The sequence below is a fragment of the Streptomyces spinosisporus genome, assembly GCF_022698145.1.
GTDB classification, from domain to species: Bacteria; Actinomycetota; Actinomycetes; order Streptomycetales; family Streptomycetaceae; genus Streptomyces; species Streptomyces spinosisporus.
Genome location: NZ_JALDAX010000002.1, coordinates 503,252 through 527,950, shown reverse-complemented (window position 1 = coordinate 527,950; position 24,699 = coordinate 503,252). Strand labels below are relative to the sequence as shown.

Below are 24,699 nucleotides of genomic sequence, written 5' to 3'. Positions count from 1 at the left end.
CAGTATCGGGCGGCACACCGGCGGCGGGGCCGGATCGGTCTTTGGAGTTCCTTGAGAGTCATGGCCCTCTCGTGTCCACGCGCGTGCCGTGCCGCCAATCCTGTTGCCCAGGACCTGGGGGACCAACCGACGACCGACAAAGGAGCGTTGATCGTGGCGGCATTGGCACGGTGGTGCTATCGGCACCGGCTGGTGGTCCTGTTGCTGTGGGTGGGGGCGTTGTTCGGCGTGGGCTTCTCGGCCTCGAACGCGGGCACGAACTACGCGAACGTCTTCTCCCTCCCCGACACGGACTCCAAGAGCGCGTACGACCTCATGCAGAAGGCCTTCCCGAGCACCTCGGGCGACACCGACACGGTGGTGTGGAAGGTCGACGACGGCTCGGTGCGGGACCAGGCGGTCCGCACCCGGCTCCAGCCCGCCCTGGACCGGATCGCGAAGATGCCCGGCGTCGGCGAGGTGACCAGCCCGTACGCGGGCGCCCGCGGGGCCGCGCAGATCAGCGGTGACGGCAAGATCGCCTACGCCCAGCTGACCTTCACCCAGCGCGCGAACGAGGTGCCCAAGGACCTCGTCCAGAACGTGGTGGACACCGCGCAGGACGCCGAACGAGGCGGTCTGCAGGTCGAGTTGGGCGGCCAGGCGATCCAGCGCATCCAGGAGCCGCCGCAGGGCCTGTCGGAGATGGTCGGCATCGTCGCCGCGGCCGTCGTGCTCTTCCTGGCCTTCGGCTCGCTGTTCGCGATGCTGCTGCCCATCGCGATCGCCGTCTTCGGCGTCGGCATGGGTCTGTTCTCCACCCAGCTGCTCAGCCACTCCACCGACGTGCCCGACATCGCCCCGCTGCTGGCCTCCCTGATCGGCCTCGGCGTCGGCATCGACTACGCCCTGTTCATCGTCACCCGGCACCGCCGCGGCATCCAGCGCGGGCTCGATCCCGAGGAGTCGGCGGTCACGGCCCTCAACACCTCGGGCCGGGCGGTGCTGTTCGCGGGCGGCACCGTCTGCATCGCCCTCGCCGGCATGCTCGTGACCCGGCTGCGCTTCCTGGACGGCGTGGTCATCGCCACCTCGCTGACCGTGGTGCTCAGCGTGCTCGCGGCCACCACCCTGTTGCCGGCCCTGCTCGGCGTCCTCGGCCCGCGCGTCCTCAGCCGCCGCCAGCGGCGCAGGCTCGCCGCGAACGGCCCCGAGACGGAGACGGCGAGCGGGCTCGCAGCACGCTGGTCGGTGAACGTCCAAAGGCGCCCACGCAGGATCGCCGCGCTCGCGCTGGTCGTCATGGCCGTCCTCGCCATCCCCGTCCTCTCCCTCCGCCTCGGCGCCACCGACCAGGGCAACGACGACGCGTCGACCACCACCCGGCAGGCGTACGACCTGCTCGCCGACGGCTTCGGGCCCGGCTTCAACGGTCCGCTGCAGGTGGTCAGCGAGGGCGGCGACACGGCCACGCTGGTCAAGGGCATCGAGTCGGCCCCCGGGGTCGCGCGGGTCGCCGCGCTGCCGCCCGCGAAGGGCGTCACGGTGATCCAGGTCGTACCGACGACGTCACCGCAGTCCGAGCAGACGGACGACCTGATCGACACCCTGCGCGACGAGGTGATCCCGCAGGCGGGCGCACAGGCCCATGTGGGCGGGGTGACCGCGGTGTCCAAGGACTTCGCGTCGGTGACGGGCGACCGGCTGCCGCTGTTCATCGCGACGATCATCGGCCTCGGCTTCCTGCTCCTGCTGGTCGCCTTCCGCTCGCTCGTGGTGCCGCTGACGGCCGCCGTGATGAACCTGGTCGCCGCGGCCGCCTCCTTCGGCGTGCTGGTCGCGATCTTCCAGTGGGGCTGGGGCCTCGACCTGCTCGGCCTCGGCAAGGAGGGACCGATCAACGCCTTCCTGCCGGTGATCATGCTGTCGCTGCTCTTCGGCCTCTCGATGGACTACCAGGTGTTCCTGGTCAGCCGGATGCACGAGGAGTGGGTGCACACCAGGGACAACGCACGCGCCGTGCGGGTGGGCCTGGCGGAGACCAGCCGGGTCATCAACAGCGCCGCCCTGATCATGGTCTGCGTGTTCCTGGCGTTCGTCCTCAGCGGCGACTCGGGGGCGGCGATGGCGGGCGTCGGCCTGGCCGCCGCGGTGGCCCTGGACGCGTTCATCCTCCGTACGGCCCTGGTGCCGGCCGCGATGCATCTGCTGGGCAAGTCCAACTGGTGGCTGCCGGCCTGGCTGGAGAAGCGGCTGCCGCACCTCGCGGTGGAGCCGAAGGAGGACGCCGAGCCCGAGTCGCCGGCCGCGGACGGTCCCTCCTCGGTGGTGCACGGCTTCATCCGCACGGCCGACGGCGAGCCCGTCGACGGTGCCTCGGTGACGCTGCTCAGCAAGGGCGGGCGCCAACTGGACCGGGTGACCTCCCTGGCCGACGGGTCCTACATCGTCTCGGTGCCCGCGCCGGGCACCTATCTGCTGGCGACCACGGCCGCGGCGTACGGCTCACGGGCGGCCCATGTGGTCGTGGCCGAGGGGCCGTTGGTGTTCGACGTCGAGCTGGCGGGCGAGGTGGACGCGATCAACTGACCGCGTCCCCCTCGGACTTGCTGCCGGGGGTGGGGAGCACCTTCGTCATCCCCGGCAGGAAGTCCGTGAACAGCTCGTGCACCTCCCGCACCAGCGGGCGCAGCACCCGGAAGCGGGCCAGATACACGCCCCGGGCGGTCAGCTTGGTGCCACGCTCGGCCAGCCGGTAGCTGCGTTCACGCTCCGGTGTGCGGTCGAAGATCCAGTACAGCACCAGGCCCATCTGGGACAGCCACATCAACTCGGGCAGGATGTCCCGCAGATCCTCGGGGACCTTGGTCTTCGTCGCGCCCGCCAGGACCTCGCGGTGCAGGGAGATGGCCTCCTCGCGCGCGTGCTCGGACTCGGGGGAAAAGGGGCTGAGCGGGCTGTCCGGGTCGGCGGCGTTCTTGAAGAACTGCACCGCGAACTCGTGGTACGGCGTGGCGATGTCGAGCCACACCCGCAGCACCCCGGCGAGCCGCGCCTCCAGTTCGGTCTCGCGGTCCAGGACCTCCCGGACCGCCACCCGGTGTTCGGCGGCGATCCGGTCGTAGAAGCCCTGGATCAGGTGTTCCTTGCCGGCGAAGTAGTAGTACGCGTTGCCCACGGAGACGCCGGCCTCCGTGGCGATGGCCCGCATCGTCGTCTTGTCGTAGCCGCGTTCCTGGAACAGCCGCATCGCGGTCTCCAGGATCAGCGCGCGGGTCTGCTCGGACTTGGTCGGGTTGCCGCCCTCTTCGGGGCCGTCGTTCTTCGCAGGCACGGAATCAGAGCCTAAGGGGTGACGCACGTTCCGCCGTCGCAGCGGGGTGCGGTGTACGTCCAGCCCTGGCGCGGGTCGTACCACCATCCGTCCGCGGGACGGTAGGCCCGGCCGTCCCACTGCGTGCCCCGCCACTTGGCGGCGGCGAGGACCGCCCCCTTGGCCAGCTTCGCGCCCGTCGGAGTGCTCAGCCGGTGGGCGAGCCGCCGGTGCTCGCGCAGCGCCCACAGGGTGACGATCCAGGCGGCGGCGGAGCGGTAGACCTGTCCGCCGTCGCCGACGACGGTGATGTCGTCGAGGGTGGCGCGGTGGTCCAGGGTGGGGAAGCGGCGCCGGGCCTCTTCCGATGCCGCGGGCACGAGGTCCAGCGGGACCAGCTTCGGCTGCCGGACGAGCCAGTCGCGCAGGAAGGTGCACAGCGAGCAGTCGGCGTCGTACAGGACCGTGAGCCGGCGGACCGGGGTCCGGTCCGCCGCGGTGGCCCGCATGTCGCTCACGCCCGCACCCAGTCCTGCGGCGCGACCGGCGGCACCTGCTCGCGCTCCAGTGCCCCGCGCCGCCTGATCCGGTTGAGGACCCAGACGTTGCCGAGGTGCATCACGCCGAGGACGAGCAGCACCACGCCGAGCTTGGTCGAGAGGGTCTCGAAGATCTGGCGGGTGTCCTCGATGGTGCCGTCGCCGCTCAGGTACAGGGCGACGAAGCCGAGGTTGACGAGATAGAAGCCGACCACCAGAAGGTGGTTGACCGCCTCGGCGAGGCTCTCGTTCCCCTTGAGCACATCGGCGAGGAAGATCCGCCCGTTGCGGCTGAGCGTGCGGGCCACCCAGATGGTCAGCGCGATGCTGACCAGCAGGTAGATGACGTAGGCGATGACCGTGCGGTCCATGCCCCCACCCCTTCTTGAACGCGTTCAAAACGCTGACAGGGATGACTCTAGCCGCTTTTTTGAACGTGTTCAACAGTGATGGTCCTGGGGATGTGTCAGCCCCGTCGCCCCAGCTCCGGCCGCTTGCTGTAGTCGGTGAACCCGAGAACGTTGCCCCACGCGTCGGCGAACTCCACTGTCCACCCGGTGGCCACGGAGAAGGGCTCGTCCAGCGGGGGGATGCCCGCCGCGGCCAGCGCCCGGGCCGCCTCGCGCGCGTCCGGCACCTCGATCCACAGCCGCGGCGAGGGCCACGGCGGCGGCCGCTGCCCCAGCTCCTCCTCCCGCCGCAGCAGGATCCCCGGCGTCTCGCCGCCCACCTTCAGCAGCGCGATCCCCGCCTCGTCGAACCGGAACCCCACCACGAACCCGGCCCGCTCATAGAAGTCGACCGCCGCATCGAGATCCCCGACGGGCAGCAGGACGTTGTCGAACCCGAGCATTTCGTATGAGCGATCGCCTGACATGCCGTCAGAATAGGCTGGCGGGTGGCCGGAAACGATGATTGCCGACAGCGACCTCCGCGTTCCCGGCGCCGAGCCCCATACTGAACAGCGCATAGGGGCGTATGGGGAGGACGGGCTTCGTGCGACGGGTGCTGTCGGTGCACTTCGCGCCCTGCGCGCTGTTCGTCGCCGGAGTGCTCGCACTGATACGTGCGGGAAGCTTCTCCGGCCGCAGCGACTGGGCCGCTGTATGGCCTCGGCAGCCTATGACAGCGCTCGGTGTCTTCGCGGTGATCACCGCCTCGGCGTCCGTGCTCGGCCTGCTCCTGCAGCCATATCAGGTGCGCGCGGTGCGGGTCCTGGAAGGCTATTGGGACCGCTGGCCCGCGACGGCCGGGCTTGCCGGGCTGCTGGCCCGGATGCAGCGCAGACGATGGCACGCGCTGCGCAGACGGGCCCATCGAGCGGCCGAGACGGACACCGCGCTCCGGATGCGGGCCGACGCCCGGCGGCGGCTGGCGGTGCGCCCACCGGCCGAGGCCCTGCTGCCCACAGCGCTAGGCAACGCCTTGAGAGCGGGAGAGCTGAGCGCCGGCGAGCGCTACGGCCTTACGACCCTTACCTCCTGGCCACGTATCTACCCGCAGGTTTCGGATCGCATCGCTGAGGCCTTGCGCTCTACGCGCGACGCCCTCGATGCGGCGGTGAATTTGTGCTGGTCCTTTTTGGTGCTCACGTGTGTTGCTGCGGTAGCAATCTACGATGAACCGTCGGCCTGGTGGCTCTGTGCCGCAGGCTTGGTTCTTGCTGCGGTGGCGTATAAGGGTGCTGTCACCGCGGCGCAGGCGTATTCAGGCCTGATGCACGTGGTCTATGACCTGCACCGCTTCGATCTGCTGGAGGCGCTTCATTACCCGCTGCCAACACCGGAGCACGAGCACGCATTGTTCGCACAAATTTCCGCATTCTTCGCGGGGCGGGGACACCCGGACACTCCGTACAGGCATGCGGTTGATCGCACATGTACTGGCGAAGGCGATCACGATTGCGTTGATGCGCGCGAAGGTCAGGACCCGGACGCTGTGTGACAGTCAGAGAGGTGAAATGATGGCCAGCAGTTCCGCGGCCTTCACCCTCGCCTCGTATCCGCTGAGATTCCTTAGGGCGACTCCCGGCAATATTTCGGCGGGGCAGGGTTTTCCGTCGTAATCGGAATGCTGAAATGTCTGCAGGTCATGCTTGAGGTATGCGTGTATTTCGTTCCTGTCGCCACGTAGAAGTATTTCCCTCCATACGTTCGCCTCTGTGTACGAGTACGCGTTCTCTGGAACGGGGCGGGCTTCGCACAGTGGGCACTCGGCGAATCCCAGAGGATGGCCGGGAAGATGAACGTCATACATGAGGATTCCCGCCTTCCGATGGCGGCGTAGAGTGGCTTTTTGTCGGGTGGTCAAACTGGCCAATGGTGCCTGCGTAGATCTTGATCGCCCAGATTGATTCGCCGATTGCGGCGGCCGTGACGAATGCTGCCGCAATCCACCGCCAAACCGTCAGATCTCCCGGGCGGTCAGGGATGAGCGCAGCGGCGACAGCGAAAGAGAGAAAGACCGTTCCGGCGTTGTAGGCAAGCCCTGCCCGGTCTAGTTTTTCCTTCCCCTTGCGGAAGTCCTTGCTTTGGGTTTCTAAACTTCTGTTGGTGGGGCATTTCCTTGCTGTCCAGTTGCAGATTTCTTCGTAGCTGTAGATCCACTGCCGGGCGTGGTATCCGAGCTGGATGCTGAGAAGAAGGGCAATTACTGCCGACACGAGCAGTAGCAGTGCTGGTCCCGCGAACTTGAATTCATTCGCGTCTGCGCACACTACTCCGATCAAGGATAGTGAGCCTGCAGAAAGGAGCGGTGAGGCTATGAAGAGTGCTGTTTCGGAAGCTCTCACCAGCCCGAGAGGTGCTGGACGTTGAACGAGTTCATGTGCAGGAACCATTTCTTGGCTCATGCTTCCCCCAGTGCGCAGCGGATGACTCCTGTTAGGTGCTGCGTTTCAAATCCGCAGTGTGTCAGATACCTGTCATCGAGGGAATACGGAAGAGTCCGTAGAAATAGCCCCGCCTTCGTACGTACCTTGTACAGAGGCGGGGCTGTTGATTCAGTTGTTTTGGGTGTGGCGAAAAATTAGAAGCGGCGCGTGATCAGTGCCTTCTTCACCTCGGCGATCGCCTTCGTGACCTCGATGCCGCGCGGGCAGGCGTCCGTGCAGTTGAAGGTCGTGCGGCAGCGCCAGACGCCGTCCTTGTCGTTGAGGATCTCCAGGCGCTGCTCGCCGGCCTCGTCGCGCGAGTCGAAGATGAAGCGGTGCGCGTTGACGATGGCCGCCGGACCGAAGTACTGGCCGTCGTTCCAGAAGACCGGGCACGAGGAGGTGCAGGCGGCGCAGAGGATGCACTTCGTGGTGTCGTCGAAGCGCTCGCGGTCCTCGGCCGACTGCAGACGCTCACGCGTGGGCTCGTTGGTGTCCTTCGTGATCAGGAAGGGCATCACGTCCCGGTACGCCTGGAAGAACGGCTCCATGTCGACGACCAGGTCCTTCAGGACCGTCAGGCCCTTGATGGGCTCGACCGTGATCGGCTTCTCGGGGTTGATGTCCTTGATCAGCGTCTTGCAGGCGAGGCGGTTCTTGCCGTTGATCCGCATCGCGTCGGAGCCGCAGATGCCGTGCGCGCAGGAGCGGCGGAAGGTCAGCGTGCCGTCGACGTCCCACTTGATCTTGTGCAGACCGTCGAGGACGCGCTCCTTGGGGTCGATCTCCAGCTGGAAGTCTTCCCAGGTCGCCTCGGCCGAGACCTCCGGGTTGAAACGGCGGACCCGGAAGGTGACCGTGATCAGGTGCGAGGAGGCCGCGGCCTCCGCCTCCACCTTGTCCAGAACAGGGGTAGCCATCAGTACTTACGCTCCATCGGCTGGTAGCGGGTCTGGACGACCGGCTTGTAGTCGAGACGGATGGACTCGGTGCCGTCGTCGCCCACCTCGCGGTACGCCATGGTGTGGCGCATGAAGTTGACGTCGTCGCGGTTGGGGTAGTCCTCGCGGTAGTGACCGCCGCGGGACTCCTTGCGGGCCAGCGCGGACACGGCCATGACCTCGGCCAGGTCGAGCAGGTTGCCCAGCTCGACGGCCTCCAGCAGGTCCGTGTTGAACCGCTTGCCCTTGTCCTGGATCGCGACGTTCTTGTACCGCTCGCGCAGCTCGGCGATCTTCTCGACCGCGGTCTTGATCGTCTGCTCGGTGCGGAACACCATGACGTTCGCGTCCATGGTCTCCTGCAGATCGCGGCGGATGTCCGCCACGCGCTCGGTGCCCGTGGAGGAGCGCAGCCGCTCCACCTGGTCGATCACGAGCTGCGCCGGGTTCTCCGGCAGCTCGACGAAGTCCGCCTTCTGGCTGTACTCCGCCGCCGCGATACCGGCCCTGCGGCCGAACACGTTGATGTCCAGCAGCGAGTTGGTGCCCAGGCGGTTGGCGCCGTGCACCGACACACAGGCGACCTCGCCGGCCGCGTACAGGCCCGGCACGACCGTGGTGTTGTCGCTGAGGACCTCACCCTCGACGTTCGTCGGGATGCCGCCCATCGCGTAGTGCGCCGTCGGCTGGATCGGGATCGGGTCCGTGTAGGGCTCGATGCCGAGGTAGGTGCGAGCGAACTCCGTGATGTCCGGGAGCTTGGCGTCCAGCTGCTCCGGCGGGAGGTGCGTGAGGTCGAGGTAGACGTGGTCGCCCTCGGGACCGCAGCCGCGGCCCTCGCGGATCTCCGTGTAGATCGACCTCGACACCACGTCTCGCGACGCCAGGTCCTTCATCACCGGCGCGTACTTCTCCATGAAGCGCTCGCCGTCCTTGTTGCGCAGGATGCCGCCCTCACCGCGGGCGCCCTCGGTGAGCAGGATGCCCATGCGCCAGATGCCGGTCGGGTGGAACTGGAAGAACTCCATGTCCTCCAGCGGCAGCCCGCGCCGGTACACGGCCGCCTGGCCGTCACCGGTCAGGGTGTGCGCGTTCGACGTCACCTTGAAGAACTTGCCGCAGCCGCCGGACGCGTAGATCACGGCCTTCGCCTGGAAGACATGGATCTCGCCGGTCGCCAGCTCGTACGCCACCACACCGGCCGACCTCTTGACGCCGTCGACCTCGGTGATCAGCTGGTCCAGGACGTAGAACTCGTTGAAGAACTCCACGCCCTCCTTGACGCAGTTCTGGTACAGCGTCTGGAGGATCATGTGGCCGGTGCGGTCGGCCGCGTAGCAGGAGCGGCGGACCGGGGCCTCGCCGTGGTTGCGGGAGTGACCGCCGAAGCGGCGCTGGTCGATGGTGCCGTTCGGCGTCCGGTTGAACGGCAGGCCCATCTTCTCCAGGTCGAGGACCGAGTCGATGGCCTCCTTCGCCAGGATCTCGGCGGCGTCCTGGTCGACCAGGTAGTCACCGCCCTTGACCGTGTCGAAGGTGTGCCACTCCCAGTTGTCCTCCTCCACGTTGGCGAGCGCGGCGGCCATGCCGCCCTGCGCGGCACCCGTGTGGGAGCGGGTGGGGTACAGCTTGGTCAGCACCGCGGTGCGGCTGCGCTTCGTCGACTCGATGGCGGCGCGCATGCCGGCGCCGCCGGCGCCGACGATGACTGTGTCGTACTTGTGGATCTTCATGGGTGTTTCTCTCAGTCCCTCAGTCCCGTGCGCCTAGCGGATGTTCGGGTCGAAGGTGAAGATCACCAGCGTGCCCAGCAGGATGGTGAACACCGTGGCCGTGTAGAGCAGGCCCTTGAGCCACAGCCGGGTGTTCGCGCGCTCCGCGTAGTCGTTGATCACCGTGCGCAGGCCGTTCGCGCCGTGCAGCATCGCGAGCCACAGCATCAGCAGGTCCCAGACCTGCCAGAAGGGGGAGGCCCAGCGGCCGGCCACGAAGGCGAAGCCGATCTTGGAGACACCGCCGTCCAGCACGAGCTGGATCAGCAGGTGGCCGATGACCAGGACGACCAGCACGACGCCGGACAGGCGCATGAAGAGCCAGGCGGCCATCTCGAAGTTGCCCCGGGTCGACTTCGGGGTCTTCTTGGTGCGCTTGCGCGGCGCCTCGATCAGCGGCGCCGGGTTGTCGACGTTGTAGACGGAGCCGCCCTCGACGGGGCCGATCCCGGAAGCGGTGGTTTCAGTGGTGGCCATCGGTGTCAGCTCCCGAACAGTTCACGAGCGGCGTGGCCGAGGACGGGGTAGATCGCCCCGAGCATCAGCACGACCCACAGGCCGACGACGGTCCAGAGCATCTGCTTCTGGTAGCGCGGACCCTTCGACCAGAAGTCGACGGCGATGACGCGCAGGCCGTTCAGTGCGTGGAAGAGGATGGCGGCGACGAGGCCGTACTCCAGCACGGCGACGATCGGGGTCTTGTACGTGGCTACGACCTTGTCGTAGTCCTCGGGGGAGACACGGACGAGAGCAGTGTCCAGCACATGAACGAACAGGAAGAAGAAGATGAGGACGCCGGTGACTCGGTGAGCCACCCAGGACCACATTCCTTCCCGGCCGCGGTACAGCGTTCCAGCCGGCACGGAAGTCCCTCCGGGAGCGGGGATTGGGGCCGCGCCGGCTTGTGCTGTCGGTCGGGCCCGGCCGGGTACGGTCCACCGGCCCCCAGCATCGTACTCAGGCCATGGCGTCGGCCTTACGTGGGGCCTACCGGTGTGATCAAAGTGGCACGCGTATGGCTCAGGGGCGCGGGCCGCCGGGCGGGATGCCCTGATGTGTGCCGAGTGTCCCTGTGAGGTGGCGCACCAGGCGCTCCCGGGCCAGCCGCCGCAGCTCCTCGGCCGCCACCACCCGCTCCTCCTCCGGATCGTTCGTCAGCCGTGACCGGATGCCTTCGAGGATGCGGTCGAGGTACTCGCCGGGGGGTGCGTCCCCGACGCAGATGACGAAGGCGTGTCCGAAGCGGGCCTCGTAGGCCGCGTGCGCCGCGCCGAGCGCCGTGTGCGCGGCCGCGTACGTCTCCTCGGGGAGGGCCGGGAGTGTCTCGCCGGCCAGGGCCTCGGCGAGGTCGGCGGGGGAGAGGTCGTAGGCCGCCTCGTCGGAGGCGGCGAGGAGGGAGTCGAGGTCCGGGTAGGGGCGGTGGGCCGTGATCCGCTGGGACCAGCTGAGGCTGCGCAGGCAGGTGAGGAGGAGACGCCGGACCTCGTCCACGGGTGCGGTGTTGAACTTCTCCAGCGCGTTCGTGGACGGTGGTGTGCGTGTCTGCTCGGGCAGCGCCGGTATGGCGGCGACTCGGCCAGGAAGGTGTGTGGGCGTCACGTGGGTTTCGGCAGAGGATGCTGTGGGAGGTGTGACGTCACGTTATCGAGAGTGGGCATGACGTGTCCGACGGATGCCCGAATTTCACCCGCACGGGAGAGTTTAGGAACGGGTGGTGGACCCATCGTGGTGCCCGGGGGTCTTAGGTTGGCAGCGTGAGTCAGCACAGGCGTCGGCCTCCGGCGCGCAAGGTGAGGCACAGGCGGATGATCGTCGCGGGCGCGTTCGCCGGGACCGTCGCGCTCGGGGTCGGCCTGGGCTTCTGGGCCTCCGCCGACGACAGCGGCCCGGCGGGATCGGCGAGCCGGCAGCCCTCCGCGAGCGGCAGCGCCGACTCGCCCGGCACCTCCGGCGGGAGCCCGAAGCCGAGCCCGACCCGTTCCTACGCCCTGTCCAAGGCGCCCGCCACCATCCCCGCGGTGCGCTCCCACACCGCGGCGCGCGGCCCCGGCTGGCGTCCGGCGCGCGGTGCCCGCGTGGTGGTCAGCGACGCCGACCTGGCCGACGAGGGCCGGCTGATCGCCGGTGAGCTGGGGATGACGTACGCGGGAGAGAAGGACGACGTCAGGGCGGGGGACGTACGGCTGGCGCTGGGCGACGACGAGGGGGCGGACCCGGAGTCGTACACGATGACCGTGCGCGGCGGGCGGGTGGTCATCAGCGGGCCCGCCGACGCGGGCGTCTTCTACGGCACGCGCACCCTCAAGCAGGAGGTGCACGACGGCGGCACGGCGCCCGAGGGGGTCGTGAAGGACGAGCCGGCCAAGCCGGTGCGCGGGTTCAACCTGGACATCGCCCGCAAGTACTTCACCGCGGGCTGGATCGAGGACCGGGTGCGGGAGCTCGGCGACCTGAAGTTCAACGAGCTGGGGCTGCACTTCTCCGACGACCAGTCCTTCCGGATCGAGTCCGACTCGCATCCCGAGATCGTCTCCAAGCAGCATCTGACGAAGGCCGAGGTCAAGAAGATCGTCGACCTCGCGACGAGCCGGCACATCACCGTCGTGCCGGAGATCGACTCGCCCGGGCACCTCGGTGCCGTGATCGCCGCCCACCCCGATCTGCAGCTGCGCAACACGCAGGGGGTGGCGGCGCGCGGGGCCGTCGACATCTCCAAGCCGGCCGCAGCCGACCTCGTCGACGACCTGCTGAACGAGTACGCGGACCTCTTCCCCGGCGGGCAGTGGAACCTCGGTGGCGACGAGTACCAGGCGCTGATGGTGTCCAACCCGTCGGCGTCCTACCCGCAGCTGGCCGCGGCCGCCAGGAGCGCCTACGGCTCCGGGGGCACCGTCTCCGACCTCACGACGGGCTGGCTGAACGACCGTGCAGACACCGTCCGCGCCCACGACCGCACGATGCGGGCCTGGAACGACGGCTTCTACGCCGGGACCTCCGTGCAGCCGGACAAGGACCTGCAGGTGGCGTACTGGACCGGCAAGGAGATCGGGGCGCGGCAGCCGGTGGCGTATCTGAGCGCCGGGCGCAAGCTCGTCAACTACAACGACGAGTTCCTCTACTACGTCCTCGGGCAGCCGAACACCTTCGTGTACCCGACCGGGGAGCGGATCTACGAGCAGTGGACCCCGCGCGTGGTGCGCGGCACGCAGGCGGTGCCGGCGAAGTACGACGCGCAGATCCTCGGCGGGTCCTTCGCGGTCTGGTGCGACCTCGCCGGATCCCAGACGCAGGACCAGGTCGCGGCCGGGATCCGGATGCCGCTGCGGGCGACGGTCCAGAAGCTGTGGGACCCGCGCAAACCCGCGCTCACCTGGCCGCAGTTCCGGGCGCTGGCGGACCGGCTGCGCTGAGCGAGCCCGCGACCCGGGCCTGTTGCGGCATACGGCTGCGAACAGGCGTACGGCTGTGGTGTATTCGGCGCTGAGCCGAAGCCGACGAGCCGTGGGGGAACGGGACATGGGCTACTGGGGGTATCTGGTCGTGGGCCGCAGCGAGCGGCCGCTCGCCGAGCTCGACGCGCTGTCGGGCGCCAAGGGCATGGAGCTGCGGACCGAGGCGCCGGGCGGCTGGCAGGTGTGGGAGTACCCGAGTGGGGACGGCGAGGTCGGGAACATGAACGTCCTCGCCGAGGAGACCGGGGCGCCCGCCCTCTTCGGATACGTCATGGACAGCGACTGCGTGGTCGTCGAGGCGGCGGCGCCCGCGAGCGGGGCGTGGACGACCTGTCTGGCGCGGGCCGCGATGGCCGGGTACCTCGGCGCCGCGACCGAGGGGCTCACGCTGGAGGACTACTTCCTGGACCCCTCCGACGCCGCGGGCCGGGCGGTCGCCTGGGCCGCCGAGTCGGGGCACGAGGTGGCGCCGGGCCCACTGGTCGACGTACTGACCGCCGACGCGGACCCGTTGGCCGAAAACCTTTTCTTCCGGCTGCTCGACCGGCTGGGTGTGGTGCCGCTGTGACACTCCCGGGCGATCGCACGCAGTAAGGGGAAATGCGGGTTCCGTGAGGGAAGCGCCCTGCTGAGCCCGGCATAAGACCCGCAGAGGGAGGCGTGGATGAGCCTGGTGGACCTGATCGCTCAGGCCGACGAACGCGGCCTGGCGGCCAGCGGGTTGGCTTGTTTGGATCGCTGCGTGCCGCTGCTGGGCGGCGACGACGAGGTGCTGCGGCCCCTGTGGGCCAGCCTCTCCGAGGCCGATGACACCGCCGACTGGAGCGAGGGGCTCCGGCAGGCGCGCGAGAAGCTCGGCGGGCCCGAAGGGTCCGAAGGGTCCGAGGGGTCCGGTGAGGCGTCCGGCGAGGGCGAGGCCGCGGTGCTGGCGCGCCGGATGCTGAGCGCGGCGCCGGACAGCCGGTGCGCGGAGAAGGTGCGGGTGTGGGCGGACGCGTGCTCGGTCGCCGCGCTGCAGATACACCGTCTGCTGGATTCCGTGGACGACCAGGACACGTCGCTGGACTCGCGTCGTGAGGGGCGTACGGAGGGGATGTCGCCGTTGGTGGCGGCGGAGCTGCGCCGGCAGGTCACCGTGCTGGAGGTGCTCGCCGGGCACGGTGCGGGCGGGCTGCGCCGGGCGCTGGAGGTCTCGATCGAGGGGCGGCGGGTGCTGCAGGCCGTCGTGGCCCGGCGCGCCCGCCTGGGGTAGGGCGCCCTCGCGGGGCGTGCTGGATGAGTAAGCCCTTCAGCTGGACAGGCGCGTCATGTGAGCAGGCACTTCACCACCGCGTCTCCGTACTCGGCCGTCCGCGCGTAGAAGGCCGTCAGGTCGCGGTGGACGGATGCGAAGAGGGTGCGGGTCTGCTCCTCGGCCGGGGGGCCGCCGTAGCGGGGCAGGAGCGTGTCGCGGGAGTTCTGCCACAGTTCCGCGATGTCGGTGGCGGTGAGGAACGCCGCGACCTGGGCGGCGCGGGCCGCCGGCAGCAGCAGGAACGGCGGGTGGCCGGGGTCGGGGTGCGGGACGGGGCTCCCGCCGAGGACCACGTCGGCGCCCGGGCCGTCGTCGCTGTGGTGCGGGGGAGAGCCGGCGTAGAGGAGGTCGTGGTCGGGGTGGTGGCGGTACAGGAACTCCTCGCGGTGCCTGTCGATCCGGCGGCGCACGGTCGTCCAGTCGTCCTCGAACAGCCGCTGCAGCCAGTTCGCGCTGTTGCGCAGGGCCGACGGGGGGACCGCACGAAGATGGAAGTACATGCTCATCAGTGAGAGGAGCGCACGGACGGGGCGAAGCGTCACTCCCGGGCGGAACGCCCACCTGAGGGAGTCCTGTGAGTGTCCTGCGGCGGCGCTGGGGCGGTCCTGCGCCGGTCTCGGAAAACCCGGCGGATGCCTGTGACGTCCGGCACGCCGGCCCCGCTCCTGTGTATGTGACTACCTTCCACGAGACCAGGCCGAACGCGGCGACGAAGCCCGTGCGGTGGGCGGCGGACGCCGTCGCGGCGATGCGCGAGGGGGCGCGGCTGCGCCTCGACTACTCGGTGCAGAGCCTGTGGCGCGTCGACCGGATGATCGAGGGCATACGGCGGGAGGAGGCACCCTACGCCGCGGTGGAGACCGTGCTGCGCGGGTTCGGGGCGTACGCGGGCGAGGTGATCAGCCGTCAGACCGGCGCCGAGTGGTGGTCGGTGAGCGGGCAGCACTGGATCCGGACGCCCGACGGGCGGATGTGGGACCCGATCGACGAGGCCCGGCGCTGCTACTACGGGGACGGCTCGCTCAGGCTGCTGTGCCGGGACGCGGCGACCACACCGTCCACGGCGTCCGGGGCGGCAAAAACCTCGTAATAAGAGACGCTGGCGTTCACAAACGCGGGTCGACGGGCGCACGATGGCCTTATGGCTGACAACCGTCGTTGGTGGGCGTTGGTCGTGATCGCCCTCGCCCAGCTGATGGTCGTGCTCGACATGACCATCGTGAACATCGCCCTGCCCTCCGCCCAGGCCGACCTGAACATGTCGGACGGCAACCGTCAGTGGGTGATCACCGCCTACACGCTGGCCTTCGGCGGACTGCTGCTGCTCGGTGGCCGCATCGCCGACCTGGTCGGCCGCCGCAACACCTTCGTCGTCGGACTGCTCGGCTTCGCGCTCGCCTCCGCGCTCGGCGGGGCCGCCGTGAACTCCGGGATGCTGTTCGGGGCGCGCGCCCTGCAGGGCGTGTTCGCCGCGCTGCTCGCGCCGTCCGCGCTCTCGCTGCTCGCCACGACCTTCACCGACCCGAAGGACCGCAGCAAGGCGTTCGGCATCTTCGGCGCCATCATCGGCGCGGGCGCGGCCATCGGCCTGCTCGCCGGCGGTGTGCTCACCCAGTACCTCGACTGGCGCTGGTGCCTCTACGTCAACATCCCCATCGCCCTGGTCGCCTTCTTCGGCGCGCTGGCGCTGCTCGCGCCCGGCGAGCGCCATCCCGACGCCCGCCTCGACGTGCCCGGCGCACTGCTCGGCTCGGCCGGAATGCTCTCCCTCGTGTACGGCTTCTCCGAGGCGGAGTCGCGCAGTTGGCACGACGGACTCGTGCTGACGCTGCTCGCCGCCGGGGTCGTCCTGCTCGCGGTCTTCGGGTTCTGGCAGACCCGGGCGCGGGTGCCGCTGCTGCCCATGTCGGTGGTCAAGGACCGGCAGCGGATCGGCGCCTTCCTGACCGTGCTGCTGGTCACCGTCGGCATGTTCGGCGTCTTCCTCTTCCTGACGTACTACCTCCAGGGCGTCCTCGGCTGGTCGCCGCTGAAGACCGGCGTCGCCTATCTGCCGATGACGGTCGCGATGGTCGTCGGCTCCACGCAGATCGCCGCCCGGCTGCTGACCCGGGTGCCGCCGCGCGTGGTGATCGTGCCGGGGCTGCTCCTCGCGGCGGGCGGGCTGGTCGTCATCGCGGGGATCGGCGTGGAACCGGCGTACGCCTCGCACGTGCTGCCCGGCATGCTGATGCTGGGGCTCGGCATGAGCTCGGCGATGATGACCTCGGTGTCGCTGGCCACCGGAGGCGTCGCGCCGCGTGACGCCGGGGCGGCCTCGGCGACCTTCAACACCGCGCAGCAGGTGGGCGGTTCGATCGGTACGGCGCTGCTGAACACGATCGCCGCCAGTGTGACCGCGCGCTATCTGACCGCGCACGCGGGACCCGGCGTGGACCGCCGGCTGCTCGGGGCGAAGGCCACCGTGCACGGCTTCAACGTCGCCACCTGGTGGGCGATGGCGGCGCTGCTGGTGGCCGCCCTGATCGCCGGACTGGTCGTGAACGCGGACCGGGCGCCCACGATGCAGGGCGCAGCTCCGAAGACCCCCGAACCGGTGGACTCGACTTTGTGAGCACCGGCTCACCCGACCCGCACAGATGCCCTGACCCAACTCGGATGCCCAGACCCATACGGATGTCCTGACCCACACACGCACTGACCCACTCGGATGCCCCGACCCACACGGACGCACTGATCACACGGTGCACACCGCCGTCCGAACATCACCTGTGACACTTCGGTGACCCCGTACGCAGTTGAGCGTGGGGGCGTGTTCACGGGCCGAACGTGGCGCACGGTGCGGGTTCCGCGGAGCCGGAACCCGCCGCATCACTCGCACGAACGACGAGGACAGTGTTGGGCCAGCATCGGGAACCCCGCCGCGCGCAGGCGTACGACGGGGAGCTGGGGGAGGCGGTCGCGCGGGCCCAGGAGGGCGACGAGGCCGCCTTCGCCGTCGCGTACCGCATCGTGCAGCCCGGACTCCTCGGCTATCTGCGCGGGATCGTCGGCGACGACGCCGAGGACGTGGCGTCCGACGCCTGGCTGGAGATCGCCCGGGACCTCGGGCGGTTCAAGGGCGACGGCGCGGGCTTTCGCGGCTGGACCGCGACCATCGCCCGGCACCGGGCGCTCGACCATCTGCGCCGGCAGAAGGTACGGCCCCGGTCGGCCGGGCTGGAACAGGACGTACTGGACCTGGCGGGCCCGCACAGCACCCACGAGCAGGCCCTGGAGGCGCTGTCCACCGAACGCGCCCTGGAGCTGGTCCGCAGCCTGCCCCCCGACCAGGCCGAGGCCGTGCTGCTGCGCGTGGTCGTCGGGCTCGACGGCCCCGCCGCGGCCCGCGTCCTCGGCAAGCGGCCCGGCGCGGTGCGCACGGCCGCGCACCGCGGGCTGAAGCGCCTCGCGGCCCTGCTGGGCGGCCCGGGTGTGACGAATGAGGATCCCCGGACGCTGGGGGAGTCGAAATGAACGTCAGCGAAGGCACGCACGGCCGCGACGCGTCGCACGACAACGATGTACCGCGCGACCACGACAGAACGCACACCAGGAGCGGCAGGAGCGGCGACCACGGCCGGCTGCCGGACACGGACGGATACGGACATGGGTGACCGGCAGAGCGACGGCGGGGCCCGCGCCGGTCGGCGCGCGCACCCGGGCGGAACCCTGCCGGGCTCCGCGGCCGAGGCGTCCGGCCGGGTGACGGAGAGCCTGATCGCCGACGCGGTGCGCCCGCACGCGCTCGACACCGACGCCGAGCAGCGGGCGCTGGCCGCCTTCAGGGCCGCCCGGGACGCCGGGATGTACGCCGCGGTGCACGGCTCACGCACCCGCCGCAGGGACGACTGGCGCCCGCGCGAGCACCGTAGGGTCCGGCGCTCGCTGCGGGTCACCTTCACGCTGTCGCTGGCCGGACTCACCCTCGGCGGTGTCGCGTTCGCGGCGATCGACTCCGTCGGCGGCTCGCCGGACAGAGGACATGCGGGCGGGCAGCGGACGCAGGCACCGGCCGCCCCGGCCGCCGGCACGTCCCGCACCCCCGGACCCTCCGCCCCGCACGAGCGGCCGGACACCGCGAAGGACACCGAGGCGCACTGCCGGGCGTACGCGAAGAAGCTCGACGGCCACGGCAAGGCGCTCGACTCGACGGCCTGGCGGCGGCTGATCGCGGCCGCGGGCGGCGAGAAGAACGTCACGGCCTACTGCGCCGAGCAGCTGGACGAGAAGCCGGGCGCCGCACCCTCGGCGAGCAGGCCGGGCAACAACGGCAGGACCGCCGAACCGGGAAAGACGGCGAAGCCGGAGAAGACCGCGCAGCCGCAGCAGACGGACAACGGCAGGAAGACCGACAAGGGCGCAGGCGAGGGCGCAGAAGAGGGCGCCGACAGGGACACCGGTCAGGGCAACGGCAAGAACGGCTGACGTCGCAACATCGGCCGGGTCCGCCACCTCGCCCGGTTAGTCCTCACCACCTCGCGCCGCCGGCTCCCGCTCGCCGAGCATGAGCGGCACGATGCGCTCGCGGATCTCCTGGGCGGACGGCGGGCGTCCGTGCAGGAGCAGGTTCAGGATGATCAGCGCCGGTCCGACGTCGGCGCGCGCGTCCAGATCCGGTACGTCGCCCAGCACCCGGCGCAGCCGGTCGTGGTGCCCCTGCCGCAGCGGGACGAGTTTCGCCTCGCGGACCGCCGCGGCCAGTTGGGGGTCGCTGCCGGACAGGACGACCGCGAGCAGCGGCTTCGAACGCTCCGCGAGGCCCTGCGCCAGCGCGTCGAGCCCGGCGAGGAGGTCGGCCATGGGGTCCTCGGTCTGCGGCACCTCCTGGTGGGAGACCGCTCCCCGGAGGGCTTCGAGGACGAGGGTGTGCTTGTCGGGCCAGCGGCGGTAGAGCGCGCCCAGTCCGATCCCGGCGCTGCGCGCCACGTCGGCGACCCGCAGCCCCGCGTAGCCCCGCTCCTCCAGCAGGGACCGGGTGGCCTGCAGCGCGGCCTCACCGACCGCGGGGTCGAAGGGCCGCCCGCGCGGTCTCGTCGAGTCCTCCATGCTCCAACCCTAACGGAAACCTTGACTTCTGTAATTCGCCGCCGTAGAAACGGTAATGAGGACTACCGTAAATAAATCGGTGGATCCGAGGTGATTCGTCATGCTCTGTCGACCGCAGGAGGTCTCGCATGGACTTGAACCTCGCCGGGCGCCGGGCCGTCGTCACCGGGGCGTCCCGGGGCATCGGCGCCGCGATCGCGCGCGTACTGGCCGAGGAGGGGTGCTCACTGGAACTCGTCGCCAGGGACGCGGCGGCGCTGCGCCGCCTCGCCGACGAGATCGGCACCGAACACGGGGCGACGGCACGGGTCCACGCGGTCGACCTGCGGGATCCGGAGGCCGTCAGCGCGCTCGCCGAGCAGATCGACGGCGTCGACATCCTGGTCAACAACGCCGGCGACATCCCCGGCGGCCCCCTCGGCGCCCTCGACGACCGCGCCTGGCGGAACGCCTTCGAGTTGAAGGTGCTCGGATACATCGGCCTCACCCGGCAGGTCTACGCGCGCATGAAGCGCCGTGGCGGCGGCGTGATCGTCAACAACATCGGTGCGTCGGCCGAGCGGTTCGACGCCGCCTACATCGCCGGCTGCACCGGCAACGCCGCACTGACCGCGTTCACCCGCACCCTCGGCGGAGTGAGCCTGCTCGACGGCATCCGCGTCGTCGGCGTCAGCCCGGGTCCGGTCGACACCGAGCGCATCGAGAAGCTGCTCAGGAGCTTCGCCGAGGCGCGGCTCGGCGACGCCGACCGTTACCGCGAACTCACCGCGCGGTTCCCGCGGGGCCGCGCCGCGACCCCCCGCGAGATCGCCGACGCCATCGCCTTCCTCGCCTCGGACCGCTCCGCCTACACCAGCGGCGCCGTCCTGACCGTGGACGGCGGCATGAGCGCGGCGTCCTCGGTGTGACCCCCTGTCGTCCCGGCCCAAGGAGGCGGTTGTCGTGCACTACACGTTCATCGGTCTGTCGCTCACTCTGGCCGCGGTGTTCCTCGCCACCGGCTCGGCGAAGCTCCTCCGCGCCCGGTGGACCGTCCGTGCAGCGGAGCACCTCGGCTACACGGTCCGGTCGTTCCGGCTCATCGGAGTCCTGGAGGTCGCCGCCGTGGCCGGGCTGCTCGCGGGGCTTGCCTGGGCACCACTGGGCACGGCCGCGGCCGTAGGACTGCTGGCGCTGCTGGTCGGCGCGCTGCTCGCGCACCGGCGCGCAGGCGATGCCACGGCGGCCCTGATTCCCCCGGCCTGGCTCGCTCTGGCGTCCACCGCCACCGCGGCGGCCGGCTTGGTGCAGTAAGCGCAGTACCTGAAACAACGCGGGGTTCTCGGAGCCGGCGTCCCGCCCCCCGCGGCCACCGAGGCAACGGCCGGGGCCGCCACCCGGACACCCCAATGCCTGTTCAGAGCCCTGTTACGTTTCCGTCGGGCCGGCGTTGGTCATGCGGCCCGACGCCGGCTCGCTCTACGGGCAGCACCAGACCTTCTGGGGTCCACTGCCTGATCGCCTGGGACAATCCCCAGTACGACGTATTCCGTCGAAGTAGACTTAGACGAAATGCGTCGTAGTCGAGATGCGGGAGGGCGAGTGGAGAAGGGCCTGCCGGCCAAGCCGGACGATGTGGTCGACCGGGACCGGGAGTGGGGTCTGCTCGCGGAGTTCCTCACCGATGCGGACCCGGCGATGCGGCTCGGCATTGTGTCGGGGCGGCGGCGGCACGGGAAGTCGTACCTTCTGCAGGCCCTCTCCGAGCAGGTCGGCGGGTTGTACGTCACGGCGGTCCGGGAAGAGGGGCGGCTGCCCGCGATCCAGCGGTTCAGTGAGGCGGTTGCTGCGCATGCCGGCCTGAGGCCGGGCAGTCTGCGCCTGACCGACTGGCATGACGTGTTGTCCAATGCCCTTGAGGTGACGTCCCGCTCGAAGCATCCGCTCCTGGTGATCGACGAGTTGCCGTATCTGCTCCAGCATTCGCCCGAGATCCCGGGACTGCTTCAGCAGCTCTACGACGAACGCCAGCGCGGCGCCCGGCGTGGTGCCGGGCCGGGGCCGCGGTTGATCCTGTGCGGCTCCGCGATGAGCGTCATGCACGAACTGCTCTCGGGAACCAAGCCGCTGCGGGGCCGGGCCGTCGTCGATCTACGGCTGGGCGCCTTCGACTACCGCGACAGCCGCGACTTCTGGCAGATCACAGATCCGCTGACCGCGCTGAAGGTGCACGCGGTGCTCGGTGGGGCTCCGGGATACCGGCCGGTGGCCGGCCGTCCGCATCCGGACGACGGCTTCGACACGTGGCTCACCCGCACACTGCTCGATCCGGGCCGGGCGGTGTATTCGCGAACCGAGACCGAGTATCTGCTGCGCGAGGACCCTAGGATCACGCAGCACACCCTGTATTACGACATCCTCACCGCGATCGCGAACGGCGCCACCACCCCCAGCAAGATCGGGGCCGCCCTGGAGCGCCCGCGCAATGCCGTCGCCCACCCCCTGGGCGTGCTGGAGTCCACCGGCTACATCCGCAGGGAGCAGGACATCCTCCGCTCCAAACACCCCGTGATCACTCTTGCCGACCCTGTCATCCGCTTCAACCAGCTCATCACCCTCCCGCAGGCGGCTGCCGTGGAGCAGGGCTTCGCCGAGCAGGTGTGGCAGCAGGCCGCCCCGACCTTCAACTCCAAGATCCTCGGGCCGCACTTCGAGGACCTGGCCCGCGACTTCACCCGCCGCTACGCCCACACCCTGCTGCCCGGCGGCCTGCCCGGCCCGGTCGGCACCACCGAGGTCGCCGACCAGGCAGCCCGGACCAAGCACGAGGTCGACGTCATCGCCCTGGCCGCCGGCGAGCGCCCCCAGGCCCCCCGCGCAAGGATCGCGCTGCTGGGCGAAGCCAAGGCGACCGCCGCCCGTCGTGGGACCGGTGACCTGGAGCGCCTCGAACGTATCCGTGGCCTGCTCGCTGATCAGGGGTACGACACCGCTGCCACCACTCTGGCCCTGTACTCCCTGCACGGCTTCTATCCCGACCTGGTCGACCTGGCCAATCGCCGTGACGACCTCCTTCTGGTCGACCTGCCCGCCCTCTACGGCAGTTGACCCAGCCGGCCAAGGACCGAGACGGCACGGGCGCACAGTCAGTTACCGGGGACGACTGCTGTCGGCTCCGCATCAGACTGGGGAGGGTCACGTGACGCGTCGGCCTGTTGGTCACGCGCTGGCCGCATTGGTCACCAAAATCCCGCATTGCTGCAGGCCAAGGCCCTGAACCGAGGCAACGGCCGGGGCCGCCACCCCCCACAGGAGAGGCCCCGGCCGTCGCGCGGCACGGGCCGCGCGGCGACCCGTACTTCCTACAGCGCCATGAGTGCGGTTTCTGTCACACCGCAGGCATTACGTACCCCATCACAAGTGGTTGCACGTTGTACGGACATGGACGAGCAGTGGTTTCAGGCCGTAACGTGCCTTTCGCGCCGGGCGCGGAAGACGAGATGATCATCGTAACGATCGGCGGCCTCGACGCCACGACCACCGAACGAGGAACCACTGGTGCTGGGGGACGACGCGGAGCTGACGGCCGCGGTGCTTGCGGCACAGGACGGGAACGAGACCGCGTTCCGGACTGTGTACCGCGCGGTGCACCCGCGCCTGCTCGGATACGTCCGGACGCTGGTCGGCGACCCGGACGCCGAGGACGTCGCCTCCGAGGCCTGGCTGCAGATAGCCCGTGACCTGGAGCGCTTCGAGGGCGACGCGGACCGCTTCCGCGGCTGGGCCGCCCGCATCGCCCGCAACCGCGCGCTGGACCACATCCGCATGCGCGGCCGCCGCCCCGCCATCGGCGGCGACGAGACGGAACTCACCGGCAGGCCCGCCGAGTCCGACACCGCGGGCGAGGCCATGGAGTCGCTGGCCACCGACAGCACGCTCTCGCTGATCGCCAGCCTGCCGCAGGACCAGGCCGAGGCCGTCGTCCTGCGCGTGGTCGTGGGCCTCGACGCCAAGACCGCCGCCGAGACGCTCGGCAAGCGCCCGGGAGCCGTCCGCACGGCGGCCCACCGCGGTCTGAAGCGGCTGGCCGAACTGCTCGGCGACGATCCGGAATCGACCGGTGGTCTGGACGGGCTGCCGCCCCAGCGAGAACCGCGCGATGCCGCGGTGACGTCCGCGAGTGTGACGCATATGCGAGCGCGGACGCAGAAGGACATGTGATGGCCGACGAGCAGTACAGGTGGCTGGACCGCGAAACAGCGGAGCTTTTGCTGCGCGGTGCGTCACTGGAGGCTGTCGACGCGGCCGACCGCGACAAGGCCGAGCGGCTCGCCAAGACCCTCGACGGGCTGGCCGTCGAACCCGCCCTGAGCAGCATCGAACTCCCCGGTGAGGCCGCCGCGTTGGCGGCCTTCCGCGCCGCCCGGTCCACCTCCGGCGCCGCACGGGAGGACACCGTCGCGCACCCCGCGGCACCCGCGGACCCCGAGGCGCCCGCGGCGTCCCACGCCGGGCTGATCCGCATCGGCGCACCCGTCTCGCGCGAGCGGCGCCCGCGGCGGGGCCGGTCCGCGCGCTACGTGCTGACGGCCGTACTGACGGCCGGCATGATCGGCGGGGTCGCCTTCGCGGCGACAAGCGGAGTGCTGGGGCCCTTCGGCGACGACAGACCCAGCCCCGGCGCCTCGGTCACGGCCGGGGTCACCCCGAACCGCCCGCTGGTGTCGCCCTCGCCCGACGACAGCAAGCGCGAGCCCACCCCCGACAGCTCCTCCGGCGGCCATACCGGCCCGGCCGCCCCGCCCGGCGCCGCCGCCTCCGTCGGACCCGGCTCCGACGACGACAGGAGCGGCGACGTCGGCCGCTGGTGGAGCGGAGCCCCCGCGGCCTGCAGCGATGTGCGCCACGGCAAGGAGCTGGGCCCCGACCGCAGACGGGCCCTTCAGGACGCGGCGGGCAGCTCCAACCCGCGGCGCGTGTGGAAGTACTGCAAGCACGTCCTCGCCCTCACCGAGGGCGCGACCCGCGACAGGGACAGGGACAGGGACCGGTCGGACGACCGGGACGACCGGACCAAGGACGGTTCCGGCGGCCCGGGTGATTCCCGCGGCCCCGGCGACGAGAGCGGCCCGGGCGGCGACCAGGGCGACCAGGGCGGTGACGACGACGGCCCCGGCATACTGCCCGGCAGCATCGGCGGTGCGAGTGTGTCGCCCTCGCTCCACCCCCTGCTGCCCAGGCAGCTGATCAGCTCCCCCGAGCCGTCGCCGAGCACCAGCCCGAGCGCGCTCTGAGACACCGCTGCCACACCATCTGACCTGCAGTTATGGGGTGCCGTAAGTTTTCCCCGGCACCCCAGTAACGTTTTCGGCCGCCCCCGCGCAGTACTGAGTGAGCCGACTGGTCATCGGCCGTCGCACAGAGCCGGGGTTCCCCCCGTACCCACGGCTCGTGCACCTAGGCGCGGGCG

The 24,699-nt window shown here is 70.2% G+C and carries 27 protein-coding genes; 15 read left to right on the top strand and 12 right to left on the bottom strand.

Features of this window, described 5'->3' with window-relative positions:
* Window positions 1–162 precede the first annotated feature (162 nt).
* Window positions 163–2,568, top strand: a complete 2,406-nt coding sequence (locus tag MQN93_RS07595; protein ID WP_242708940.1) for an MMPL family transporter — start codon at window positions 163–165, stop codon at window positions 2,566–2,568.
* On the opposite strand, the gene MQN93_RS07590 is transcribed toward MQN93_RS07595, so the two are convergent.
* From MQN93_RS07590 to MQN93_RS07575, 4 genes are all read right to left on the bottom strand, one after another.
* Entirely contained in the window at window positions 2,561–3,313 is a 753-nt protein-coding gene (locus MQN93_RS07590) for a TetR/AcrR family transcriptional regulator (protein ID WP_242708846.1), read from the bottom strand. The two genes, MQN93_RS07595 and MQN93_RS07590, sit on opposite strands and share 8 nt — an antisense overlap.
* A gap of 11 nt (window positions 3,314–3,324) precedes the next feature.
* A complete protein-coding gene (locus tag MQN93_RS07585) occupies window positions 3,325–3,801 on the bottom strand; it encodes a thiol-disulfide oxidoreductase DCC family protein (RefSeq protein WP_242708939.1) in 477 nt (158 codons plus the stop codon).
* A 5-nt stretch (window positions 3,802–3,806) separates the two neighbouring features.
* Entirely contained in the window at window positions 3,807–4,202 is a 396-nt protein-coding gene (locus MQN93_RS07580; RefSeq protein ID WP_016434780.1) for a hypothetical protein, read from the bottom strand.
* A gap of 95 nt (window positions 4,203–4,297) precedes the next feature.
* Window positions 4,298–4,708: a VOC family protein gene (locus tag MQN93_RS07575; RefSeq protein ID WP_242708845.1), complete on the bottom strand. Its 411-nt coding sequence runs from the start codon at window positions 4,706–4,708 to the stop codon at window positions 4,298–4,300.
* A gap of 119 nt (window positions 4,709–4,827) precedes the next feature.
* Between MQN93_RS07575 and MQN93_RS07570 the strand changes: the two genes are divergently transcribed.
* Entirely contained in the window at window positions 4,828–5,775 is a 948-nt protein-coding gene (locus tag MQN93_RS07570) for a hypothetical protein (RefSeq protein WP_242708844.1), read from the top strand.
* 304 nt (window positions 5,776–6,079) lie between these two features.
* Here the strand turns inward: MQN93_RS07570 and MQN93_RS07565 are convergent, their stop codons facing one another.
* The 6 genes from MQN93_RS07565 to MQN93_RS07540 form a co-directional block, all read right to left on the bottom strand.
* Window positions 6,080–6,559: a hypothetical protein gene (locus MQN93_RS07565; RefSeq protein ID WP_242708843.1), complete on the bottom strand. Its 480-nt coding sequence runs from the start codon at window positions 6,557–6,559 to the stop codon at window positions 6,080–6,082.
* A gap of 299 nt (window positions 6,560–6,858) precedes the next feature.
* Window positions 6,859–7,623 carry a succinate dehydrogenase iron-sulfur subunit gene (locus MQN93_RS07560; RefSeq protein WP_242708842.1) on the bottom strand — a complete coding sequence of 255 codons (765 nt, stop codon included), beginning with the start codon at window positions 7,621–7,623 and terminating at the stop codon, window positions 6,859–6,861.
* Window positions 7,623–9,377, bottom strand: a complete 1,755-nt coding sequence (gene sdhA / locus MQN93_RS07555) for a succinate dehydrogenase flavoprotein subunit (protein ID WP_242708841.1) — start codon at window positions 9,375–9,377, stop codon at window positions 7,623–7,625. Before sdhA ends, MQN93_RS07560 begins: the two co-directional genes overlap by 1 nt.
* A 33-nt stretch (window positions 9,378–9,410) precedes the next feature.
* Window positions 9,411–9,893, bottom strand: a complete 483-nt coding sequence (locus tag MQN93_RS07550; protein WP_016434787.1) for a succinate dehydrogenase hydrophobic membrane anchor subunit — start codon at window positions 9,891–9,893, stop codon at window positions 9,411–9,413.
* 5 nt (window positions 9,894–9,898) lie between these two features.
* Window positions 9,899–10,279, bottom strand: coding sequence for a succinate dehydrogenase, cytochrome b556 subunit (gene sdhC / locus MQN93_RS07545; protein WP_016434788.1), 381 nt, complete (start codon window positions 10,277–10,279; stop codon window positions 9,899–9,901).
* Between the two features lie 157 nt (window positions 10,280–10,436).
* Complete coding sequence (locus MQN93_RS07540) at window positions 10,437–11,015, bottom strand: 2-oxo-4-hydroxy-4-carboxy-5-ureidoimidazoline decarboxylase (protein ID WP_242708840.1); 579 nt, start codon at window positions 11,013–11,015, stop codon at window positions 10,437–10,439.
* 206 nt (window positions 11,016–11,221) lie between these two features.
* Here MQN93_RS07540 and MQN93_RS07535 point away from each other — a divergent pair, with 206 nt between their 5' ends.
* The 3 genes from MQN93_RS07535 (at window position 11,222) to MQN93_RS07525 (ending at window position 14,120) form a co-directional block, all read left to right on the top strand.
* On the top strand, window positions 11,222–12,826 hold the full coding sequence (locus MQN93_RS07535) for a beta-N-acetylhexosaminidase (RefSeq protein WP_242708839.1): 1,605 nt from the start codon (window positions 11,222–11,224) through the stop codon (window positions 12,824–12,826).
* A 106-nt stretch (window positions 12,827–12,932) separates the two neighbouring features.
* The gene (locus tag MQN93_RS07530; RefSeq protein ID WP_242708838.1) at window positions 12,933–13,436 is read left to right on the top strand and encodes a hypothetical protein; all 504 of its coding nucleotides are present in this window, start codon (window positions 12,933–12,935) and stop codon (window positions 13,434–13,436) included.
* Window positions 13,437–13,532: 96 nt separating this feature from the next.
* Window positions 13,533–14,120 (top strand): hypothetical protein, encoded by a 588-nt coding sequence (locus MQN93_RS07525; RefSeq protein ID WP_242708837.1) that lies wholly within the window; start codon window positions 13,533–13,535, stop codon window positions 14,118–14,120.
* A gap of 53 nt (window positions 14,121–14,173) precedes the next feature.
* Here MQN93_RS07525 and MQN93_RS07520 read toward each other — a convergent pair whose 3' ends face one another.
* Window positions 14,174–14,662 (bottom strand): DUF1877 family protein, encoded by a 489-nt coding sequence (locus tag MQN93_RS07520; protein WP_242708836.1) that lies wholly within the window; start codon window positions 14,660–14,662, stop codon window positions 14,174–14,176.
* A gap of 173 nt (window positions 14,663–14,835) precedes the next feature.
* On the opposite strand from MQN93_RS07520, the gene MQN93_RS07515 reads away from it, so the two are divergent.
* The 5 genes from MQN93_RS07515 to MQN93_RS07495 all read left to right on the top strand — a co-directional run bounded on the left by MQN93_RS07515 (window position 14,836) and on the right by MQN93_RS07495 (window position 18,629).
* Window positions 14,836–15,252: a hypothetical protein gene (locus tag MQN93_RS07515; protein ID WP_051183647.1), complete on the top strand. Its 417-nt coding sequence runs from the start codon at window positions 14,836–14,838 to the stop codon at window positions 15,250–15,252.
* A 51-nt stretch (window positions 15,253–15,303) separates the two neighbouring features.
* Window positions 15,304–16,776 (top strand): MFS transporter, encoded by a 1,473-nt coding sequence (locus MQN93_RS07510; protein WP_242708835.1) that lies wholly within the window; start codon window positions 15,304–15,306, stop codon window positions 16,774–16,776.
* 284 nt (window positions 16,777–17,060) lie between these two features.
* A complete protein-coding gene (locus tag MQN93_RS07505; RefSeq protein WP_242708834.1) occupies window positions 17,061–17,678 on the top strand; it encodes an RNA polymerase sigma factor in 618 nt (205 codons plus the stop codon).
* The gene (locus MQN93_RS07500) at window positions 17,675–17,818 is read left to right on the top strand and encodes a hypothetical protein (RefSeq protein WP_242708833.1); all 144 of its coding nucleotides are present in this window, start codon (window positions 17,675–17,677) and stop codon (window positions 17,816–17,818) included. The genes MQN93_RS07505 and MQN93_RS07500 overlap by 4 nt, the downstream gene beginning before the upstream one ends.
* Window positions 17,811–18,629 carry a hypothetical protein gene (locus MQN93_RS07495; RefSeq protein WP_242708832.1) on the top strand — a complete coding sequence of 273 codons (819 nt, stop codon included), beginning with the start codon at window positions 17,811–17,813 and terminating at the stop codon, window positions 18,627–18,629. The genes MQN93_RS07500 and MQN93_RS07495 overlap by 8 nt, the downstream gene beginning before the upstream one ends.
* Window positions 18,630–18,665: 36 nt before the next feature.
* Here the strand turns inward: MQN93_RS07495 and MQN93_RS07490 are convergent, their stop codons facing one another.
* The gene (locus tag MQN93_RS07490) at window positions 18,666–19,250 is read right to left on the bottom strand and encodes a TetR/AcrR family transcriptional regulator (RefSeq protein WP_242708831.1); all 585 of its coding nucleotides are present in this window, start codon (window positions 19,248–19,250) and stop codon (window positions 18,666–18,668) included.
* Window positions 19,251–19,378: 128 nt separating this feature from the next.
* On the opposite strand from MQN93_RS07490, the gene MQN93_RS07485 reads away from it, so the two are divergent.
* From MQN93_RS07485 to MQN93_RS07465, 5 genes are all read left to right on the top strand, one after another.
* Complete coding sequence (locus MQN93_RS07485; RefSeq protein WP_242708830.1) at window positions 19,379–20,158, top strand: short-chain dehydrogenase/reductase; 780 nt, start codon at window positions 19,379–19,381, stop codon at window positions 20,156–20,158.
* A gap of 34 nt (window positions 20,159–20,192) precedes the next feature.
* A complete protein-coding gene (locus MQN93_RS07480; RefSeq protein ID WP_242708829.1) occupies window positions 20,193–20,543 on the top strand; it encodes a DoxX family protein in 351 nt (116 codons plus the stop codon).
* 288 nt (window positions 20,544–20,831) lie between these two features.
* Complete coding sequence (locus MQN93_RS07475) at window positions 20,832–22,337, top strand: AAA family ATPase (RefSeq protein ID WP_242708828.1); 1,506 nt, start codon at window positions 20,832–20,834, stop codon at window positions 22,335–22,337.
* Between the two features lie 450 nt (window positions 22,338–22,787).
* On the top strand, window positions 22,788–23,450 hold the full coding sequence (locus MQN93_RS07470) for an RNA polymerase sigma factor (RefSeq protein WP_242708827.1): 663 nt from the start codon (window positions 22,788–22,790) through the stop codon (window positions 23,448–23,450).
* Complete coding sequence (locus tag MQN93_RS07465; RefSeq protein ID WP_242708826.1) at window positions 23,450–24,523, top strand: hypothetical protein; 1,074 nt, start codon at window positions 23,450–23,452, stop codon at window positions 24,521–24,523. The genes MQN93_RS07470 and MQN93_RS07465 overlap by 1 nt, the downstream gene beginning before the upstream one ends.
* Window positions 24,524–24,699 lie beyond the last annotated feature (176 nt).

What these genes read in the sequence shown, in the direction of transcription:
- MQN93_RS07495 (WP_242708832.1), top strand. Translation starts at nt 17,811, where the DNA reads ATGGGTGACCGGCAGAGCGACGGCGGGGCCCGCGCCGGTCGGCGCGCG.
- MQN93_RS07465 (WP_242708826.1), top strand. Translation starts at nt 23,450, where the DNA reads ATGGCCGACGAGCAGTACAGGTGGCTGGACCGCGAAACAGCGGAGCTT.
- MQN93_RS07490 (WP_242708831.1), bottom strand. Translation starts at nt 19,250, where the DNA reads ATGGAGGACTCGACGAGACCGCGCGGGCGGCCCTTCGACCCCGCGGTC.
- sdhA (WP_242708841.1), bottom strand. Translation starts at nt 9,377, where the DNA reads ATGAAGATCCACAAGTACGACACAGTCATCGTCGGCGCCGGCGGCGCC.
- MQN93_RS07585 (WP_242708939.1), bottom strand. Translation starts at nt 3,801, where the DNA reads ATGCGGGCCACCGCGGCGGACCGGACCCCGGTCCGCCGGCTCACGGTC.
- MQN93_RS07525 (WP_242708837.1), top strand. Translation starts at nt 13,533, where the DNA reads ATGAGCCTGGTGGACCTGATCGCTCAGGCCGACGAACGCGGCCTGGCG.
- MQN93_RS07580 (WP_016434780.1), bottom strand. Translation starts at nt 4,202, where the DNA reads ATGGACCGCACGGTCATCGCCTACGTCATCTACCTGCTGGTCAGCATC.
- MQN93_RS07560 (WP_242708842.1), bottom strand. Translation starts at nt 7,623, where the DNA reads ATGGCTACCCCTGTTCTGGACAAGGTGGAGGCGGAGGCCGCGGCCTCC.
- MQN93_RS07510 (WP_242708835.1), top strand. Translation starts at nt 15,304, where the DNA reads ATGGCTGACAACCGTCGTTGGTGGGCGTTGGTCGTGATCGCCCTCGCC.
- MQN93_RS07485 (WP_242708830.1), top strand. Translation starts at nt 19,379, where the DNA reads ATGGACTTGAACCTCGCCGGGCGCCGGGCCGTCGTCACCGGGGCGTCC.
- MQN93_RS07520 (WP_242708836.1), bottom strand. Translation starts at nt 14,662, where the DNA reads ATGTACTTCCATCTTCGTGCGGTCCCCCCGTCGGCCCTGCGCAACAGC.
- MQN93_RS07575 (WP_242708845.1), bottom strand. Translation starts at nt 4,708, where the DNA reads ATGTCAGGCGATCGCTCATACGAAATGCTCGGGTTCGACAACGTCCTG.
- MQN93_RS07535 (WP_242708839.1), top strand. Translation starts at nt 11,222, where the DNA reads ATGATCGTCGCGGGCGCGTTCGCCGGGACCGTCGCGCTCGGGGTCGGC.
- MQN93_RS07500 (WP_242708833.1), top strand. Translation starts at nt 17,675, where the DNA reads ATGAACGTCAGCGAAGGCACGCACGGCCGCGACGCGTCGCACGACAAC.
- MQN93_RS07530 (WP_242708838.1), top strand. Translation starts at nt 12,933, where the DNA reads ATGGGCTACTGGGGGTATCTGGTCGTGGGCCGCAGCGAGCGGCCGCTC.
- MQN93_RS07550 (WP_016434787.1), bottom strand. Translation starts at nt 9,893, where the DNA reads ATGGCCACCACTGAAACCACCGCTTCCGGGATCGGCCCCGTCGAGGGC.